15 protein-coding genes are annotated in these 15,364 nt (G+C 66.0%); 8 read left to right on the top strand and 7 right to left on the bottom strand.

Features of this window, described 5'->3' with window-relative positions; all coding sequences use genetic code 11:
• Positions 1–11: 11 nt before the first annotated feature.
• Positions 12–479, top strand: a complete 468-nt coding sequence (locus tag SLQ31_RS20785) for an SRPBCC family protein (RefSeq protein WP_319435945.1) — start codon at positions 12–14, stop codon at positions 477–479.
• Positions 472–2,238, top strand: coding sequence for a sulfatase-like hydrolase/transferase (locus SLQ31_RS20790; protein WP_319435946.1), 1,767 nt, complete (start codon positions 472–474; stop codon positions 2,236–2,238). The genes SLQ31_RS20785 and SLQ31_RS20790 overlap by 8 nt, the downstream gene beginning before the upstream one ends.
• Here the strand turns inward: SLQ31_RS20790 and SLQ31_RS20795 are convergent.
• Positions 2,235–3,419 carry a cytochrome P450 gene (locus tag SLQ31_RS20795; protein ID WP_319435947.1) on the bottom strand — a complete coding sequence of 395 codons (1,185 nt, stop codon included), beginning with the start codon at positions 3,417–3,419 and terminating at the stop codon, positions 2,235–2,237. The two genes, SLQ31_RS20790 and SLQ31_RS20795, sit on opposite strands and share 4 nt — an antisense overlap.
• 74 nt (positions 3,420–3,493) lie before the next feature.
• Here SLQ31_RS20795 and SLQ31_RS20800 point away from each other — a divergent pair, with 74 nt between their 5' ends.
• Positions 3,494–4,621 carry a VOC family protein gene (locus SLQ31_RS20800; RefSeq protein ID WP_319435948.1) on the top strand — a complete coding sequence of 376 codons (1,128 nt, stop codon included), beginning with the start codon at positions 3,494–3,496 and terminating at the stop codon, positions 4,619–4,621.
• Positions 4,618–5,556: a fumarylacetoacetate hydrolase family protein gene (locus SLQ31_RS20805; protein WP_319435949.1), complete on the top strand. Its 939-nt coding sequence runs from the start codon at positions 4,618–4,620 to the stop codon at positions 5,554–5,556. Before SLQ31_RS20800 ends, SLQ31_RS20805 begins: the two co-directional genes overlap by 4 nt.
• Here the strand turns inward: SLQ31_RS20805 and SLQ31_RS20810 are convergent.
• Positions 5,547–6,131, bottom strand: coding sequence for a TetR/AcrR family transcriptional regulator (locus SLQ31_RS20810; protein WP_319436235.1), 585 nt, complete (start codon positions 6,129–6,131; stop codon positions 5,547–5,549). The genes SLQ31_RS20805 and SLQ31_RS20810 overlap by 10 nt on opposite strands.
• Positions 6,132–6,241: 110 nt before the next feature.
• Here SLQ31_RS20810 and SLQ31_RS20815 point away from each other — a divergent pair, with 110 nt between their 5' ends.
• Positions 6,242–7,792, top strand: a complete 1,551-nt coding sequence (locus SLQ31_RS20815) for a bifunctional 3-(3-hydroxy-phenyl)propionate/3-hydroxycinnamic acid hydroxylase (RefSeq protein ID WP_319435950.1) — start codon at positions 6,242–6,244, stop codon at positions 7,790–7,792.
• Here SLQ31_RS20815 and SLQ31_RS20820 read toward each other — a convergent pair.
• Together SLQ31_RS20820 and SLQ31_RS20825 are read right to left on the bottom strand one after the other, a co-directional pair.
• Positions 7,736–7,981 carry a hypothetical protein gene (locus SLQ31_RS20820; RefSeq protein ID WP_319435951.1) on the bottom strand — a complete coding sequence of 82 codons (246 nt, stop codon included), beginning with the start codon at positions 7,979–7,981 and terminating at the stop codon, positions 7,736–7,738. The genes SLQ31_RS20815 and SLQ31_RS20820 overlap by 57 nt on opposite strands.
• Before the next feature lie 46 nt (positions 7,982–8,027).
• A complete protein-coding gene (locus SLQ31_RS20825) occupies positions 8,028–8,636 on the bottom strand; it encodes a helix-turn-helix domain-containing protein (protein ID WP_319435952.1) in 609 nt (202 codons plus the stop codon).
• Positions 8,637–8,745: 109 nt separating this feature from the next.
• On the opposite strand from SLQ31_RS20825, the gene SLQ31_RS20830 reads away from it, so the two are divergent.
• From SLQ31_RS20830 to SLQ31_RS20840, 3 genes are read left to right on the top strand one after another with little or no spacing between them, the layout of a single operon-like run.
• Complete coding sequence (locus SLQ31_RS20830; protein ID WP_319435953.1) at positions 8,746–10,089, top strand: NAD-dependent succinate-semialdehyde dehydrogenase; 1,344 nt, start codon at positions 8,746–8,748, stop codon at positions 10,087–10,089.
• A 4-nt stretch (positions 10,090–10,093) separates the two neighbouring features.
• Positions 10,094–11,317 carry an acyl-CoA dehydrogenase family protein gene (locus SLQ31_RS20835; protein WP_319435954.1) on the top strand — a complete coding sequence of 408 codons (1,224 nt, stop codon included), beginning with the start codon at positions 10,094–10,096 and terminating at the stop codon, positions 11,315–11,317.
• A 1-nt stretch (position 11,318) separates the two neighbouring features.
• Positions 11,319–12,776 carry an aldehyde dehydrogenase family protein gene (locus SLQ31_RS20840; protein ID WP_319435955.1) on the top strand — a complete coding sequence of 486 codons (1,458 nt, stop codon included), beginning with the start codon at positions 11,319–11,321 and terminating at the stop codon, positions 12,774–12,776.
• 21 nt (positions 12,777–12,797) lie between these two features.
• Here SLQ31_RS20840 and SLQ31_RS20845 read toward each other — a convergent pair whose 3' ends face one another.
• The 3 genes from SLQ31_RS20845 to SLQ31_RS20855 form a co-directional block, all read right to left on the bottom strand.
• Complete coding sequence (locus SLQ31_RS20845; RefSeq protein WP_319435956.1) at positions 12,798–13,484, bottom strand: IF2 family translation initiation factor; 687 nt, start codon at positions 13,482–13,484, stop codon at positions 12,798–12,800.
• Positions 13,485–13,520: 36 nt separating this feature from the next.
• Positions 13,521–14,075 carry a CsbD family protein gene (locus tag SLQ31_RS20850; RefSeq protein ID WP_319435957.1) on the bottom strand — a complete coding sequence of 185 codons (555 nt, stop codon included), beginning with the start codon at positions 14,073–14,075 and terminating at the stop codon, positions 13,521–13,523.
• Between the two features lie 65 nt (positions 14,076–14,140).
• A complete protein-coding gene (locus SLQ31_RS20855; protein WP_319435958.1) occupies positions 14,141–15,199 on the bottom strand; it encodes a zinc-dependent dehydrogenase in 1,059 nt (352 codons plus the stop codon).
• Positions 15,200–15,364: the final 165 nt, after the last annotated feature.

The raw sequence follows: 15,364 nt of genomic DNA on the forward strand, positions 1-15,364 counted from the left end.
CACGACCGCGGGTGCGGTTGAATGAGCCGGTGGCCGAGATTCGCCGCACGCGCACGGTAGCGGCCGAGCCGCAGGCAATTTGGGACGTCCTGGCTGACTTCGGTGCGGTCAGCTCATGGGCCGACTTCGTCGATCACTCCTGCCTACTCGAGCATGGCGCCGCTGGCGACGTCGGCACCTCTCGCCGCGTTCAGCTCGGGCGCAGCACCGTCGTCGAGCGAATCACCGCATTCGACCCACCACAGGCTATCGGCTACGACATCGAGGGCCTTCCCCGCCTGATTCGCCATCTTCGTAGCGGCTGGACACTGCGGCCCATCGCCAGCGGCTTTACCGAAGTCACCTTGACGAACACGGTGGACATCGGTTCCAACCCGGTCCAGCGCCTGGCCGAACGAGTGTTCGGCCGCATCTCCATCAAACAGCTCGACCTGTTGCTCGCCGGTCTCGCGAAACGAGTGGAGGGCCACCATGTCTGAAGTACCTGATCGCCCCGACATCATCATCGTGATGACCGACGAGGAGCGGGCCACCCCTGTCTACGAAGCCGGCGATGTGCTCGCCTGGCGGCAGCGGGTATTGACCGGCCGGCGGTGGTTCGACGAGCACGGCGTCAGCTTCGGCCGCCACTACACAGGCTCGTTGGCCTGCGTGCCGAGCCGGCCGACGATCTTCACCGGGCAATATCCCGACCTGCACGGTGTCACTCAGACCGACGGCATCGGGAAGGCCTTCGACGACTCACGGATGCGATGGCTGCGGCGTGGCGAAGTACCGACCCTCGGCAACTGGTTTCGGGCCGCGGGCTACGACACCCATTACGACGGCAAGTGGCACATTTCGCACGCCGACCTCACCGACCCCGCGACCGGCAGGCCACTGGCGACCAACAACGACGACGGCGTCGTCGACCCGGTCGCGGTGCAGCGTTATCGGGATGCCGATCCGCTGGCGCCGTTCGGTTTCTCTGGCTGGGTCGGTCCCGAACCGCACGGTGCCGGACTGGGCAACAGCGGATTTCGTCGGGACCCCCTGATCGCCGACCGCGTCGTCGCCTGGCTGCAGGACCGCTACCACCGCAGGCGCGCCGGTGACGCCGCCGCGCTGCGGCCGTTCCTACTCGTCGCGAGCTTCGTCAACCCGCATGACATCGTGCTGTTTCCGACGTGGGCGGCTCGAAGTCCGCTGGCGGCCTCACCGTTGGATCCCCCGCCGGTTCCCGCGCCGCCCACCGCAGCCGAAGATCTGCGGACCAAGCCGGCCGCTCAGATCGCCTTCCGAGAGGCGTATTACTCCGGGTATGGTCCGGCGCCGGCGATCCAGCAGGTGTACGACCTCGGCGCGCAGCGCTATCGCGACCTTTATTACCGGTTGCACGCCGAGGTGGACGGACCGATCGACCGAGTGCGCCGCGCAGTGACCGAGGGCGGATCGGCTGATGCCGTGCTGGTGCGCACCGCCGACCATGGCGATCTGCTCGGTGCCCATGGTGGGCTGCATCAGAAGTGGTTCAACCTCTACGACGAAGCGACGCGTGTGCCGTTCGTGATCGCCAGGGTCGGGGCCCGTGCATCCCAGCCGCGGCTCGTCAGCACACCGACTTCCCACGTCGATCTGGTGCCGACCTTGCTCGGTGCCGCCGGCGTTGACGTAGCGGCGGTTGCCGCAACTCTTTCCAAGTCGTTCTCGGAGGTACACCCGCTGCCGGGCCGTGACCTGATGCCCATCGTCGACGGGGCGCCCGACGACGAGAGCCGGGCGGTGTACATCATGACCCGCGACAACATGCTCGAAGGTGACACCGGCGCCTCCGGGCTGGCCCGCCGGCTCAAGCGGACTGTGAATCCACCTGCGCCGCTGCGTATCCGGATTCCGGCCCATACCGCGGCGAACTTCGAAGGCCTCGTCACCCAGGTGAACGGTCACCTCTGGAAGCTCGTGCGCACCTTCGACGACCCGGGCACCTGGACCGAGCCCGGCGTGCGGCACCTGGCTGCCAACGGTCTGGGTGGGGAGGCGTACCGGACCAGCCCGCTGGACGATCAATGGGAGCTCTACAACCTGACCGACGATCCGATCGAGGCGGTCAATCGCTGGACCGACCCCAACCTGCACGAACTGCGGGCGCAGCTGCGGACACAGCTCAAGGCGGTGCGCGCCGACGCGGTCCCCGAGCGCAACAACCCGTGGCCGTACGCCTCGCGGCGGCCACCGGCGGCACGGCGGCGGCTGTTCTAGCCGGCAATCACCTTCAGCGGCAGCCGCTTATGACGACGGATGATGTTGTTCACCGCCCACACCGGCGGACCCAGCTGCTCAATACGTGAGACCCGCTGCACGAGCGCACGCAACATAGCCGCGGTTTCCAACCGGGCCAACGCCTGTCCCGCACAGGCGTGAGCGCCCTGACCGAAGCCGATGTGGCGCCCAGCATCACGGGTGATGTCGAAAACATCGGCCCGGTCCCACTCGCGTTCGTCGCGGTTGGCCGAGGCATACATCACCAACACGCGAGCGCCCGCGGGCAGAGCAGTCCCCGCGATGTCCGTGTCCTCGCGGCTTTGCCGGGCGAACGCCCGCAGTGGCGACTCGTAGCGGACAATCTCGTTGACGGCATTCGCAATTCGGTGTGGTTCAGCCCTGAGCAAGTGCCACTGGTCCGGATGAGTCGCGAACAGATGAAGCGCATTGGAGATCGCACTGATCGTGGTGTCCAACGACGGGGCGATGTAATCGACCAGCAGCGGTGGGCACTCGTCATGGGCGAGCTTGCCTTCGTCGGCGGCGATCAACAGCTCATGCGCCATGCTGCCGTCGAGTACCGTGCGCCGGCGCACGACCCGGCGCGCGAACCTCAGCATCTGCGCCGTTCCGGAAACGGACCTGACAGCTTGCCGATTGAATGGTCCCAATGCGTCGAAAGTAGCTCCGCCCCAATCGATCAGGTTTTTGCGCTGCTCGCGCGGCCAACCCACCAGGTCCGGGACGACGGCCAGCGGGACGGCTGAGGCCAACTCGACACCGTCGATCTCACCGCGCGCCACCGCTGCGTCGACGACCTCGGCCGCGAGCCGGTCGACGGTGTCAGCGATAGATCGCAGAGCGCGCGGCAACATTCGGTGGGCGACCAGCTTGCGGCGCCGGTCGTGTTCGGCACCATCGCTGTTGAGCGTGGTACCCCGGGAGAGTCTGTTACTGACGCGGTTGAGCGCCACTCCGTTTCCGGAAATGAACGCCTTGTCATCGCGCAGCACGGTCTTGCACTCGGTGTAGCGGGGCAGGGCGTAGACCCGCTGCCGCGGCAGCCACACCAGCGGGCCCATCTCGCGCAGCCGTCGATAGTGCGGATAGGGGTCGACAATCGCGCCGCGGGCGTAGATGTCCGGTCGATACTCAGCGACGTCGGGACGCTGCCCCATGATCCTCCCCAAGCCTTGACTGAGCATTCCGTCGTATGTGACGATTTCATCAAACAGTAACGCGGGAGGTTGCAGTGAGCAAGGCCGGTGTGCACAACGACTTGCACAGCGAACAAGGCGCGCTGCGCGGCGAGCATCGGGGTAGATCGCGCGATCCGGTGATCAAGGTGCGCGACCTGGCCTGGCTGGAGTTCGAGAAGCCCGACCTTGCCGCCGCCGAAATGTTTGCGCAGGCCTTCGGCTTTCAGACTGTCGTGCGCACCGCCGATGACCTGCAGCTACGCGGCGCAGACGCCGGTGGTCCGTGCGTTCTCATCCGCCGCGGAACGCACACACGGTTCCGCGGAATGGCGTTCACGGCTCACGACGACGTCGATGTCTACAAGCTCGCCGAGGCGAACGGCACCCAGGCCAGGCCCTTACCGGAATTACTCGGCGGGTTGTCGGTGCAGCTCACCGACCCCGGCGGTATCCCGGTGAAGGTCGTCGCCGGATTGCACGAACTACCCGAACTGGCGGTCCAACCCCCACACGTGTTCAACGTCGGGCGCCAGTCCGCTCGCATCAACACGGCCCAGCGGCCGCCACGAACACCCGCGGTGGTCCAGCGACTCGGCCACGTCGTCCTGCAATCGACGAAATACCTCGAAGCGCTCAACTGGTACCTCGATAACCTCGGGCTCATCGTCAGCGACTTCCTCTACTTCCCGGGCCAACGCGGCCGCGGGCCCACCATGAGCTTCATCCGCTGCGACCGTGGGTCCGTGCCTGCCGATCACCACACGCTGGCCCTGGCCTTGGGCCCGGCGAACCGCTACGTCCATTCGGCGTATCAAGTCAGCGATCTCGACGCGCTGGCCGCCGGCGGCGAATACCTCGACGCACGAGGGTATTTCCGGTCGTGGGGCATCGGCAGGCACATCCAGGGCAGCCAGCTGTTCGACTACTGGCGCGATCCGGACGGATTCCTGGTCGAGCACTACGCCGACGGTGACGTGTTCGACAACACCCTCGAGCCGGGCTGGGCGCCGTTCACCGCGTCCGGACTCGCCCAGTGGGGTCCGCCGGCCACCGCGGACTTCCTCGGAACCAGTCCCAAACACGCACGCCACGAGGTGGTCTCGATGATCACTGGTCTGCGCGAGAAGAACGAGTTCGACCTCAAACGCCTCATCGGCTTGATGAAAGTTGCCACCTCATGAGCATTTCCGTCCTCCGCACCACCGACGCATGGTGGGTGGCCACCCCCGCCGGCGCCGTCAAGATCAACACCCCGGCGCGCAGCACCGCAGAACTGCTGGCCGACCGCGCGGCGATCGACGCGGCCGCGCGCGGCGGCGACACCGTCGACGTCATGGACCTCGACCTGATCTCGCCGGTGACCACACCATGCCGAGTGGTAGCGCAGATGACGAACTTCGCCTCGCACGTCCGGGATGCCGGCATGAACCCGAAAACCGTTCCCCTAACCTTCTTCCGCAAGGCATCGGCATCAATCAGCGGGCCGTTCGCGCCGGTACGAAAGCCCGCGCACGTCAACTTTCTCGACTACGAGGTGGAAATCGGACTAGTCATCGGCCGTGATATCCCGGTCGGCACAACGGTTTCCGCAGATAACCTCGGTGACTACATCGCGGGACTGGTGGTGACCAACGACGTGTCGGCGCGCGACATCCAGCTGCCGCAGACCCAGTTCTACGAGGCCAAGTCCTATCCGACATTCACGCCGGTAGGTCCGGCCCTGGTGTTGATCGACGCAGTGGAGCTCACTCGTTTCGGTGACCTGCGGCTGCGGCTGACAGTCAACGGCGAGGAACGCCAGAATGCTCTGGTCGCCGGCGACATGCTCTACCGCCCACTGGAGGCACTCCAATCACTGTGCCGTTTTCAGGATCTCGCCGCCGGCGACCTGATCCTGACCGGGACACCCGTCGGCACGGCGCTCAGTGCACCCCCGAAACCCATCGAAATCATCGGTTCGCTGTTGCCGCCGGTGATGAAGTGGAAGGCGTTCTTCAAACGCCAGGCCACCAACCCCAAGTATCTGCACAACGGCGACGTGATCGAGGCATCGGTTCGCACCGATGACGGCGCCATCGATCTCGGCGCCCAACGTATGACTGTGACCTACTCCTGAAATGCCATGTCCGGCAACGGCAGTGCACAGATTTGGCGGGCGTCCTCGGGCGACATCCCGAACAACCGTAGGACGTTCTCGGTGACCGCGTCCGCCGTGACGGCGGCGTCGCGGTCGGGTTGTGCTTGCAGCAGATATCCCAGGCCGAGTAGTGCGCCGGCCGCCACCGCAAGGATCAATTCAGGATCCTCGACATGAAAGCGCCCAACCGCGACGCCAGCGTTGATGTCCCGCAACGCCCGTGGGGCGAGTCCCCGATCCGCGGACAGCAGCGCGCCGGCGTTGGCCAGCAGGATCCGGCTCTCCTGGGGGCGTTCGCGGAACATCCGTCCGGTCAGGCGGAAGCTGCACGCGAAGACGGCCGCCGGATCGTCGATGTCTGCCGTCAGCTGATCCAGCACGGCGCCGTGCGAATCGAGGACGTCGGTGATGGCGGCCTCGAACAGGTCTTCTTTGCTCTCGAAATGGTTGTAGAAGGACCCCATCCCGACGTCGGCCGCCTGGGTGATCTCCAGGACCGGGACGTTGAGCTTGCCGGCCGCGATCATCGACTGCGCCGCCTTGATCAGCGCCATCCGGGTCCGCTGCTTACGGCGCTCAAGCCGGTTGATCGGCGCTTCGGTCACGGCCCGATCCTAGCGGTTCTCACTACTGATGATTTCTTCAGCTATCGACAAGGAGCGGCATGAGCTGCACCGATGAACCGCCGGTGGTGATCGTCGGCGCCGGGCCCACTGGGATTACCGCTGCCACGTTGCTCGCCCAGTACGGCGTGCGCAGTCTCGTGCTCGATCGCTATGCCGACGTGTACCCGCAACCCCGCGCCGTGCATCTCGACGACGAGGTGTTCCGCATCGTCCACCGGCTCGGGCTCGCCGAGGAGTTCGCCACGATCTCCCGGCCCGCGCTCGGCCTGCGACTGCTCGACCCCAGCATGCGCGTGCTGGCCGAGTTCGACCGCGACCCAGCCCGCGCACCGCACGGCTACCCGCAAGCCAACATGTTCGACCAGCCGGAGTTCGAGGAGCTGCTGCGCACCAATCTCGCCCGGCACCGGCTGGCCACGTTGCGGGGCAACGTCGAGGTCATCGACATCGCCGGCATCGCAGCCGACCGGACCCGGATCACCTACACCGACCGGGCCGACGGCACCGAGCACGCCGTCGACACCGACTATGTGCTGGGTTGTGACGGTGCCAAGAGCCTGGTGCGCGCACGAATCGGATCGGCCATGCGCGACTTGCGATTCGAACAGCGCTGGCTGGTCGTCGATGTGGCGACGACGGCGCACCTAGGTCAATGGGCCGGTGTTCACCAAGTGTGCGATCCGCACCGGGCCGGCACTTTCATGCAGATCGGCGATGTGCGCTACCGCTGGGAGTTTCAACTGCTGCCCAGCGAGAGTGCCGACGACTTCGGCACATTGGCGGCACTCGGCCCGCTGCTCGCGCCGTGGACGGCGGCGACGAGTATCGACGAGCTCGAGCTGATTCGGGTCACGGAGTACACCTTCCGCGCCCAGCTTGCCGACCGCTGGCGGCGCGGCAACACTTTTCTGCTCGGCGACGCCGCGCACCTGACCCCGCCGTTCGTGGGCCAAGGGATGGGAGCGGGATTACGCGATGCGATGAACCTGGCCTGGAAGCTGGCCGGGGTGATCAACGGGACGCTGAACCCGTCCGCACTGGATACCTACGAACAGGAGCGAAAACCGCATGCCCGCAAAATGATCGACCTGGCGCTCATCGTCGGACGGGCCATGACCGCCGGCGGCGAGATCGGCAATGTCTTGCGCCGCAGCATCGTTCCGCAGATCCACCGGATGCCCGGGCTCCGGGAGCGGGTGATCGACTCCCGGACACCGCCGTTGCACCGCTCGGCCCTGGTCCACCGGGCGCGCCTACCGGGCCGGCTCGGCGGGACGCTGTGCCCCAACGCCATCGATTCAACCGGCAGGCGTCTCGACGATCTGCTGGGCAACAGCTTCGCGATCGTGACGACGCGGACGCCGAGTGCCGCCGACGTGCAGGCCGCCGAACGATGCGGCGCCGCAGTCCATGTGGCCCCGCCCGACAGCCAGCTCGGAGATTGGCTTTGCGGCGGCCGTGCCGGTGCGGCGATCATCCGGCCCGACCGGACCGTGTTACGCGTTGGACGTGACGCCGGGAAGCTCGCGCGCCTACTCAGCCGCTATTTGGTGGCTGTCGACGAAAACCAGCGTGCCGGCGTCCAATAAGACTGCCCACCGCCGTGCTGCGTCCGAGATGTGCACATCCCCGATATCGACGGCATGACCCGCCAAGTCGCCAAAATCCTCGAGGACCACACCGCGCACCTCGTCGTCGGTGTCGACATAGACACGGACCCGTTTATCGACGGCGATTGCCTCGTCGCCGTCAGAACGCTTTCCCGCTGACTTCTTCATCCGAACACCTCCCCGGGGCACATACAGTTGCGTCAGTACAGCACGTTCACGCTCGATGTGCGCCAGAATCCCGTGGGATTGGCGGCACGATCGACCACAGGACTTCACTTTCCTCGCGCCCCGGGTTGTCCCAAGAGTGCACGGCCTTCGCCGAGAAGGTGTAGCAGTCGCCGGTTTTGAGCACCGATTCTTGACCGTCGACGGTCAGGCGCAAGCAGCCGCGCAGCACGAAAACGAAGATGGTTTCGGACTCCAATGCGTACGCGCCACCCGTGCCGCCACCGGGCCGCAGTACCGACCGCATCACCTGAAGGTTGCGCTCAGTTTCCGGCGTCAGAAGGTACTCACGGATTCCGGTGCCGCCCATCTCCACTGGCGCGCCACCGCCACCGCGCACGACCGCCGAGTCCGGGTAGTCGAACAGCGAACCCACTGAGACACCGAGGATTTCGCATACCTTGAGGAGGTTGGGCACCGATATTGTGGTCTGGCCGCGTTCGACCAGGCTCAGAAATCCCTTGGTCAGCCCAGCGCGGTCGGCGACCGCCTCCAACGTCAGCCCGCGCTGCTTGCGTAGTTCGCGCAGCTTCGGTCCCAGCCGGTTCATCCACCCGTCAACGCCGGCCAGAACACTGGTGGGCGCGTCCTCTGACATCGGGACACCTCACCTTCACCAGTCGCTGCGTCGCCGGGCCTTGTGCGGCTAAAGTTTAGCGGTATATAACTTTCATAAGTTTTACACCACTAAACCATCAGGACGGAATATGAGTCTGTACGCAGTGGTCGACCCGAAGTCCGGTGAGGTTGTGCGGGAGTACCCGACCGCAACCGACGAGCAGATCGAGCAGGCGCTGGCCGCGACGGCCAAGGCCTACCGGGAATGGTCGAAGACGTCGACATTGGCCGACCGGGTGGCCCTGATCCGCAAGGTGGCCGCACTCCACACCGAGCGCCGCGAGAAGCTCGCCGAGATCATCCACCGCGAGATGGGTAAGCCGCTCGACCAAGCCGTCGGCGAGGTGGACTTCAGCGCCGCGATCTACGAGTACTACGCCGACAATGCCGAGAAGTTTCTCGCCGACGAGCCGATCAAGTTGCTCGACGGGGATGGCAGTGCGGTGATCAAGCGCGGCCCGGTCGGCGTGCTGCTGGGCATCATGCCGTGGAACTACCCGTACTACCAGGTCGCCCGTTTCGCCGGACCGAACCTGACGCTCGGCAACACGATCGTGCTCAAGCACGCCCCGCAGTGCCCGGAGTCCGCCGAGGCCATCCAGCAGATCTTCGACGACGCCGGCTACCCCGCGGGCGCCTACATCAACGTGTATGCGACCAACGAGCAGATCGCCGACGCCATTGCCGACCCGCGGGTACAGGGTGTCTCACTGACCGGCTCCGAGCGGGCCGGCGCCGCAGTGGCCGAGATCGCCGGCCGCAACCTGAAGAAGGTCGTGCTGGAGCTCGGTGGCTCCGATCCCTTCATCGTGCTCAGCAGCGACGACCTCGACGCGACTGTCGAGGCGGCCATGGCGGGCCGGTTCGAGAACACCGGGCAGGCCTGCAACGCGGCCAAGCGCTTCATCGTCGCCGCCGACATTTACGACGAGTTCCTCGACAAGTTCACCAAGAAGGTGGTCGAAGCCGCCGACGGTCTGACCCCGCTGTCTTCACTGGGTGCGGCCAAGCGGCTGGCCGAGCAGGTCGACCGCGCGGTCGCCGACGGCGCGACCCTCGTCTCCGAGGGCGAGCGCCAAGGCGCCTTCTTCCCGCCGGGTGTGCTGACCGGAGTCTCGCCCGATTCGGTGTCCTACCGCGAGGAGCTGTTCGGCCCGGTTGCCACCGTGTACAAGGTGAGCACCGAGGACGAGGCGGTGGAGCTGGCCAACGACACCCCGTTCGGGCTCGGCTCGTATGTGTTCACCACGGATGAAGAACAGGCTAAGCGGGTAGCCGACAAGATCGACGCCGGAATGGTGTTCGTGAACGTCGTCGGCGCCGACGGGGTCGAGCTACCGTTCGGCGGGGTCAAGCGCTCGGGCTTCGGACGCGAACTCGGCCGCTTCGGCATCGATGAGTTCGTCAACAAGAAACTGATCCGGATCGGATAAACCCATGAGTACCACCACCGCGCCGGCCAAGAAGGATCTCACTGGGTCTGATTCCTATGGCCCGCTGGAGCTGTTCGCGACCGACCGGCTGCTCGACGCCGACGAACGGGACATCGCGGCAACCGTGCGCAAGTTCGTCGACACCCGGCTCCGGCCGAACGTCGAGGACTGGTTCGAATCTGGCTCGCTGCCAAAGGAACTCGGCAAAGAGTTCGGCGAGCTGGGCTTGTTGGGCATGCATCTGCAGGGGTACGGGTGCGCGGGCACCAACGCGGTGAGCTACGGCCTGGCCTGCATGGAGCTCGAGGCCGGCGACAGCGGTTTCCGCAGCTTCGTGTCGGTGCAGGGTTCGCTGTCGATGTTCTCCATCTACCGCTACGGCTCCGAGGAACACAAGAACGAGTGGCTCCCCCGGCTGGCCACCGGCGACGCCATCGGGTGCTTCGGGCTGACCGAGCCCGACTTCGGTTCCAACCCCGCCGGTATGCGCACCCGGGCCCGGCGGTCCGGCCCCGGAGATAAAGGCGCGGATTGGGTGCTCGATGGCACCAAGATGTGGATCACCAATGGCAATCTCGCCGATGTGGCCACGGTATGGGCGCAGACCGACGACGGCGTGCGGGGTTTCCTGGTGCCGACCGACACCCCGGGATTCACCGCGAACGTCATTCACAAGAAGCTGTCACTGCGAGCCTCGGTGACCTCCGAGCTGGTGCTGGACAACGTTCGGCTGCCTGCATCCGCGCAGCTGCCGGAGGCGAATAGCCTTGGTGCACCGCTGTCCTGCCTCAACGAGGCACGGTTCGGCATCGTGTTCGGCGCGCTGGGCGCGGCGCGCGACAGCCTGGAGACCGCGATCGCCTACGCCAGGGAGCGCGAGGTCTTCGACCGGCCGCTGTCGAGTTTCCAGCTGACACAGGAGAAGCTGGCGAACATGACTCTGGAGCTGGGCAAGGGCATGCTGCTGGCCGTGCACCTCGGCCGGATGAAGGACGCCGAGGGTGCTCGCCCCGAACAGATCAGCCTTGGCAAGCTCAACAATGTCCGCGAGGCGCTGGCCATCGCCCGCGAGTGCCGAACTATTTTGGGCGGCAGCGGGATCACGCTCGAATACTCGCCGCTGCGGCACGCGAACAATCTCGAGTCGGTGCTCACCTACGAGGGCACCTCCGAGATGCACCTGCTCTCGATCGGGCGCGCCTTGACCGGACAGGCAGCATTCCGCTGAGATGACCGACACTAAAGAACTCCGGCAATTGATCGCCGGGCAGTGGCTCGCCGGCGCCGGGGATAAAGTGACCAGCGTCAACCCCACGCAGCCGAGTGTCATTGTCGCCGAGGGAAACTGCGCCACGATCACCGATGTCGACGGTGCCGTCACCGCGGCGGGTGATGCACTCAAGAGCTGGGCCGCCACGCCGATGCATCAGCGTGGCGCCATCCTGGTGGATGCCGCTGCGGTGGTCGAGGCCAACGCACAGTCCTGGGGTCTTGAGCTCGCGACCGAAGAGGGCAAGACCAAGGCCGAGGGTATCGGCGAGGTCCGGCGGGCCGCCCAGATCCTGCGCTACTACGGCAACGAGGGTGACCGGCAGGCCGGCGAGATCTTCTCCTCACCCCGAGCCGGTGAGCAGATCCTGGTGACCCGCAAGCCGATTGGTGTCGTCGCCGTCATCACTCCATTCAACTTTCCGATCGCCATCCCGGCCTGGAAGATCGCGCCAGCACTGGTGTACGGCAATCCGGTGGTGTGGAAGCCCGCGAACACCGTTCCGCTGCTGGCGATCCGGCTCGCCGAGGCACTGACCGATGCCGGGCTGCCCGCGGGTGTGCTCAACCTGGTGATCGGCGATTCACCGATCGGTGAGGCGCTGGTCGATCACCCCGACATCGCCGCGATCAGCTTCACCGGCTCGACCGCGGTAGGTCGGCGCATCGCCGCTGTGGCCGCCGCCCGCGGGGTACCGGTGCAAGCCGAGATGGGCGGAAAGAATGCCGCCGTGGTCCTCGACGACGCGGACATCGAGCTGGCGCTGGACCAGGTGATGCTGGGGGCATTCCGGTCTGCCGGCCAAAAGTGCACGGCCACATCACGGTTGATCGTCACCGAGGGGATCGCTGACCGGTTTCTGTCGGAACTCGCCACCCGGGCGGCGGCGTTGGTCGTCGGCGACCCGACCGACGAGGAGACGCAGATGGGTCCGGTGATCACCGGCGCGGCCCAGCGGAGTATCTACGGGGGTATCGGCGAGGCAATGAACGACGGCGTCGAAGTGCTGACCGGCGGCGAGCCCTATTTCAAGGGGCTGCGGGCCGAAGGCTTCTTCGTCGCACCCACGATCGTGGAGTTGACGACGCCGGCCGACATCTGGTCGCAGGAGCTATTCGGTCCGGTGCTGGCGGCGCGGCGCGCCGCCGATGCCGACGAGGCGTTCGCGTTGGCCAACGACAGTGAATTCGGCTTGTCCGCGGCGGTGTTCACCCAAGACCTGTCCCGCGCGCTTGCCGCCGTCGAGCACATCGATGTCGGTGTGCTGCACATCAATTCGGAGTCAGCCGGCGCCGATCCGCATGTGCCGTTCGGCGGCGCGAAGAAGAGCGGGCTCGGCCCCAAGGAGCAGGGCACCGCAGCGCGTGAGTTCTTCACCCACACGACCACGGTGTACCTGCGCGGCGGTCAGGCCTGATTCTTCTCCGCGGTTGAGGGCTTACTGCGTTCCGTTGCCCGCGGCTCGGGCTTGCTGACGCTTCGCCTTCTCGGCATCGGCGAGTTCGGACACCCGGTCGGCCTCCTTGCGGGTGGTCACGGCATCCCCGCGCTTCTGCTGGGCGTCATCGAGCTTGGTCTGCGCGGCCTTGACCACCGCATCTTGTGCTGCGTCGATTCGAGCCTGCTCGTCCCGCTTAGCCTTCTCCACCGCATCGGTCCGCTGGGCGGCAACCTTGTCGGCACGTTCCTTGGCTGTGTCGGCCTGTTCTTGAGCTGTCTGCGCCGCGTTACGTTTGCGTGCTTCGGCGTTGCGGCGCGCCTCCTCGACGGTCTCCTCCTTGGCGGCCTGAGCGTTTTCGCTGTCACGGATCGCCTCGTCGCGGCGGGTGGCGAATTCTTCACCGGCGGTGCGCGTTTCCTCCTCCGCTTCGGCGTCTAGCCGGGCAGCCTCGCGTAGCACGTCGCTGCGCTCGGCAAGGGCCGCACCACGCTGTGCGAGCCTGGGATCTCCCAGGGCTCTGCCGACCGTGACGTCGAGGCCGCCCAGGGAGCGCTCATAAAAGAGTCGGGCCGGTGACTCGGAGGCGAGCCGGGCGACGATGTGGTCCTCGACGATTTGAAGGGGTATGCGGACCGCACGGTATTGCAGGCGCAAGACGGCGAAGGGGATGTCGGTGTAGTTCATGGGGCTGGGCTCCTAGAGTCCGATAGTCGTTGACGCTCAGGGGAGATCAGCGTTGTGGGTCAGGTCGTCGGCCGCGCGTCGCAGGCGATCGGCTTCCGCTTTCGCATCGGCGGCATCGAGCACAGCATCTTGGTGATCTTCGGCAGCCGCAACGAGTTTCTCGTTGGCCTGCTCCGACTCAAGCCGCGCCCGCGCATCGGCGCTGACGGCCTCGCGTTGGGCGTCTTGCTCGGCTCGAGCGGACTCGGTGACCGCCTGCTGGTGAGCCGTCTTTTCGGCAGCGCGCTTCTGGGCTGCCGCCTGGCCATCGATGAGTTGCTCGGCCGACGCGGCCCGGTTGTTCACCTCGGTGCGGGCGTCAACTCCGGCCGACCGTGCCTCGGCCTTCTCTGACTGGGCCTCGGCCGCCTCGGCATCGGCGAGCGCCTCGGCCGCATTGGCCTCTTTGCGCTGCTGTGCCTCGACCTGGTCGAGTTGCCCTTCGGCGGTCAATGAGTCGTTGCCGGTGACGGCGCCGAAGACTTCCTTGGCCTTGCCCTTGATCGAGCCGATCAGGCCAGCCCGCGCCTCTTCGGCATTGTGGTGTTCCATCGTGTCCTCTCGTGGAGTGCTAGGCACCCGTGTTCCACCAGAGGGAAACCCGAAACCCTTTTGGGCTACGGCTCGACGGTGACCTTGATCGCCTCGCCGCTCTTGACGATGCCGAACGCATCCAGCACGTTGTCGAGCGAGATGTGGCGGGTGATCAGATCCTTGACCGGAACCTGCCCGGTGGAGATGTATTCGAGCGCGCGCTTGTTGTGCTCGGGGGCTGAGCCGTTGGCCCCGTGGATGTGCAACTGGCGGTAGTGGACGACGTTGGAATCGCAGGTGATCGTCGGGTTGGTCTTGGGCAGGCCGCCGAAGAACGAGATCCGCCCGTTGCGCGCGGCCATCGCGATCGCCTGCTCCTGGGTGATGTTGGCCGCCGTGGCGGTGATGACCACGTCGGCACCCCGTCCGCCCGTCAGCTCCATGACCTTGGCGACGACGTCGACGTCGGCGGCGTTGATGACCTCGTCGGGGCTGACCGCGTCGGCTGACATCTTGAGCCGGCTGTCGTTGACGTCGACGAGATAGACCGGGCCGCACTTGTGCACGCCACGGGCGATGCGGATGTGCATACAGCCGATCGGGCCGGCGCCGAAGACGACGACGGTGTCACCCTCTTCGATCCCGAGCAGTTCCTGGGCGTTGATGGCGCATGCGAACGGCTCGGCGGCGGACGCCTCGTCGAAGCCGACGTTGTCCGGGATGCGGTTCAGACCGTCGACGGCCAGCACCTGCTTGGGCACGATCATGTACTCGGCGAAGCCGCCGTCGTATTGGTAGCCCACCGAGGTCTGGTTCTGGCATACGGCCATCCAGCCCTTGCGGCATTCGTGGCACTTCCCGCACGGCACTGCGGCGATCACCTGTACCCGGTCGCCGGCCTGCCAGTCGCTGCCGTAGGTCTGGTTGACGTCCGCACCGACCTCGACGATCTCGCCGGCGATCTCGTGCCCGATCGTCCGCGGCGGAGTGAGGTTCTGGTGGCCGCTGTAGAAGATCTTGACGTCGGTGCCGCACGTCGAGCAGTTGCGCACCCGGATCTTGACCTCGTCAGCGCCGCAGGTGGGCTCGGGTACATCCTCCAGCCGGACATCCTCGGGGGCGTAGAAGCGCAGGGCTTTCATGGCGATCGTCCTTCCGATGGTCCGGGTGTTGCAGACAACCCTAGCGACAATCCGGGCATAAATCCACAGTGATTGGCGCCCGTTTATGACCGATTGCTTGCACTGCTGCCCGATTATGGGGTTTACTGGTCATCTGATGTGATCGGCATCACCCCACGATCGGAG

It is taken from the genome of Mycobacterium sp. RTGN5 (genome assembly GCF_033804465.1).
Taxonomy (GTDB): Bacteria; Actinomycetota; Actinomycetes; order Mycobacteriales; family Mycobacteriaceae; genus Mycobacterium.

Excerpts from the sequence above, each read along its gene's own strand:
- SLQ31_RS20795 (WP_319435947.1), bottom strand. The coding sequence starts at position 3,419 with ATGGGGCAGCGTCCCGACGTCGCTGAGTATCGACCGGACATCTACGCC.
- SLQ31_RS20855 (WP_319435958.1), bottom strand. The coding sequence starts at position 15,199 with ATGAAAGCCCTGCGCTTCTACGCCCCCGAGGATGTCCGGCTGGAGGAT.
- SLQ31_RS20830 (WP_319435953.1), top strand. The coding sequence starts at position 8,746 with ATGAGTCTGTACGCAGTGGTCGACCCGAAGTCCGGTGAGGTTGTGCGG.
- SLQ31_RS20845 (WP_319435956.1), bottom strand. The coding sequence starts at position 13,484 with ATGAACTACACCGACATCCCCTTCGCCGTCTTGCGCCTGCAATACCGT.
- SLQ31_RS20815 (WP_319435950.1), top strand. The coding sequence starts at position 6,242 with ATGAGCTGCACCGATGAACCGCCGGTGGTGATCGTCGGCGCCGGGCCC.
- SLQ31_RS20790 (WP_319435946.1), top strand. The coding sequence starts at position 472 with ATGTCTGAAGTACCTGATCGCCCCGACATCATCATCGTGATGACCGAC.
- SLQ31_RS20835 (WP_319435954.1), top strand. The coding sequence starts at position 10,094 with ATGAGTACCACCACCGCGCCGGCCAAGAAGGATCTCACTGGGTCTGAT.
- SLQ31_RS20825 (WP_319435952.1), bottom strand. The coding sequence starts at position 8,636 with ATGTCAGAGGACGCGCCCACCAGTGTTCTGGCCGGCGTTGACGGGTGG.
- SLQ31_RS20805 (WP_319435949.1), top strand. The coding sequence starts at position 4,618 with ATGAGCATTTCCGTCCTCCGCACCACCGACGCATGGTGGGTGGCCACC.
- SLQ31_RS20810 (WP_319436235.1), bottom strand. The coding sequence starts at position 6,131 with ATGGCGCTGATCAAGGCGGCGCAGTCGATGATCGCGGCCGGCAAGCTC.
- SLQ31_RS20820 (WP_319435951.1), bottom strand. The coding sequence starts at position 7,981 with ATGAAGAAGTCAGCGGGAAAGCGTTCTGACGGCGACGAGGCAATCGCC.
- SLQ31_RS20840 (WP_319435955.1), top strand. The coding sequence starts at position 11,319 with ATGACCGACACTAAAGAACTCCGGCAATTGATCGCCGGGCAGTGGCTC.
- SLQ31_RS20850 (WP_319435957.1), bottom strand. The coding sequence starts at position 14,075 with ATGGAACACCACAATGCCGAAGAGGCGCGGGCTGGCCTGATCGGCTCG.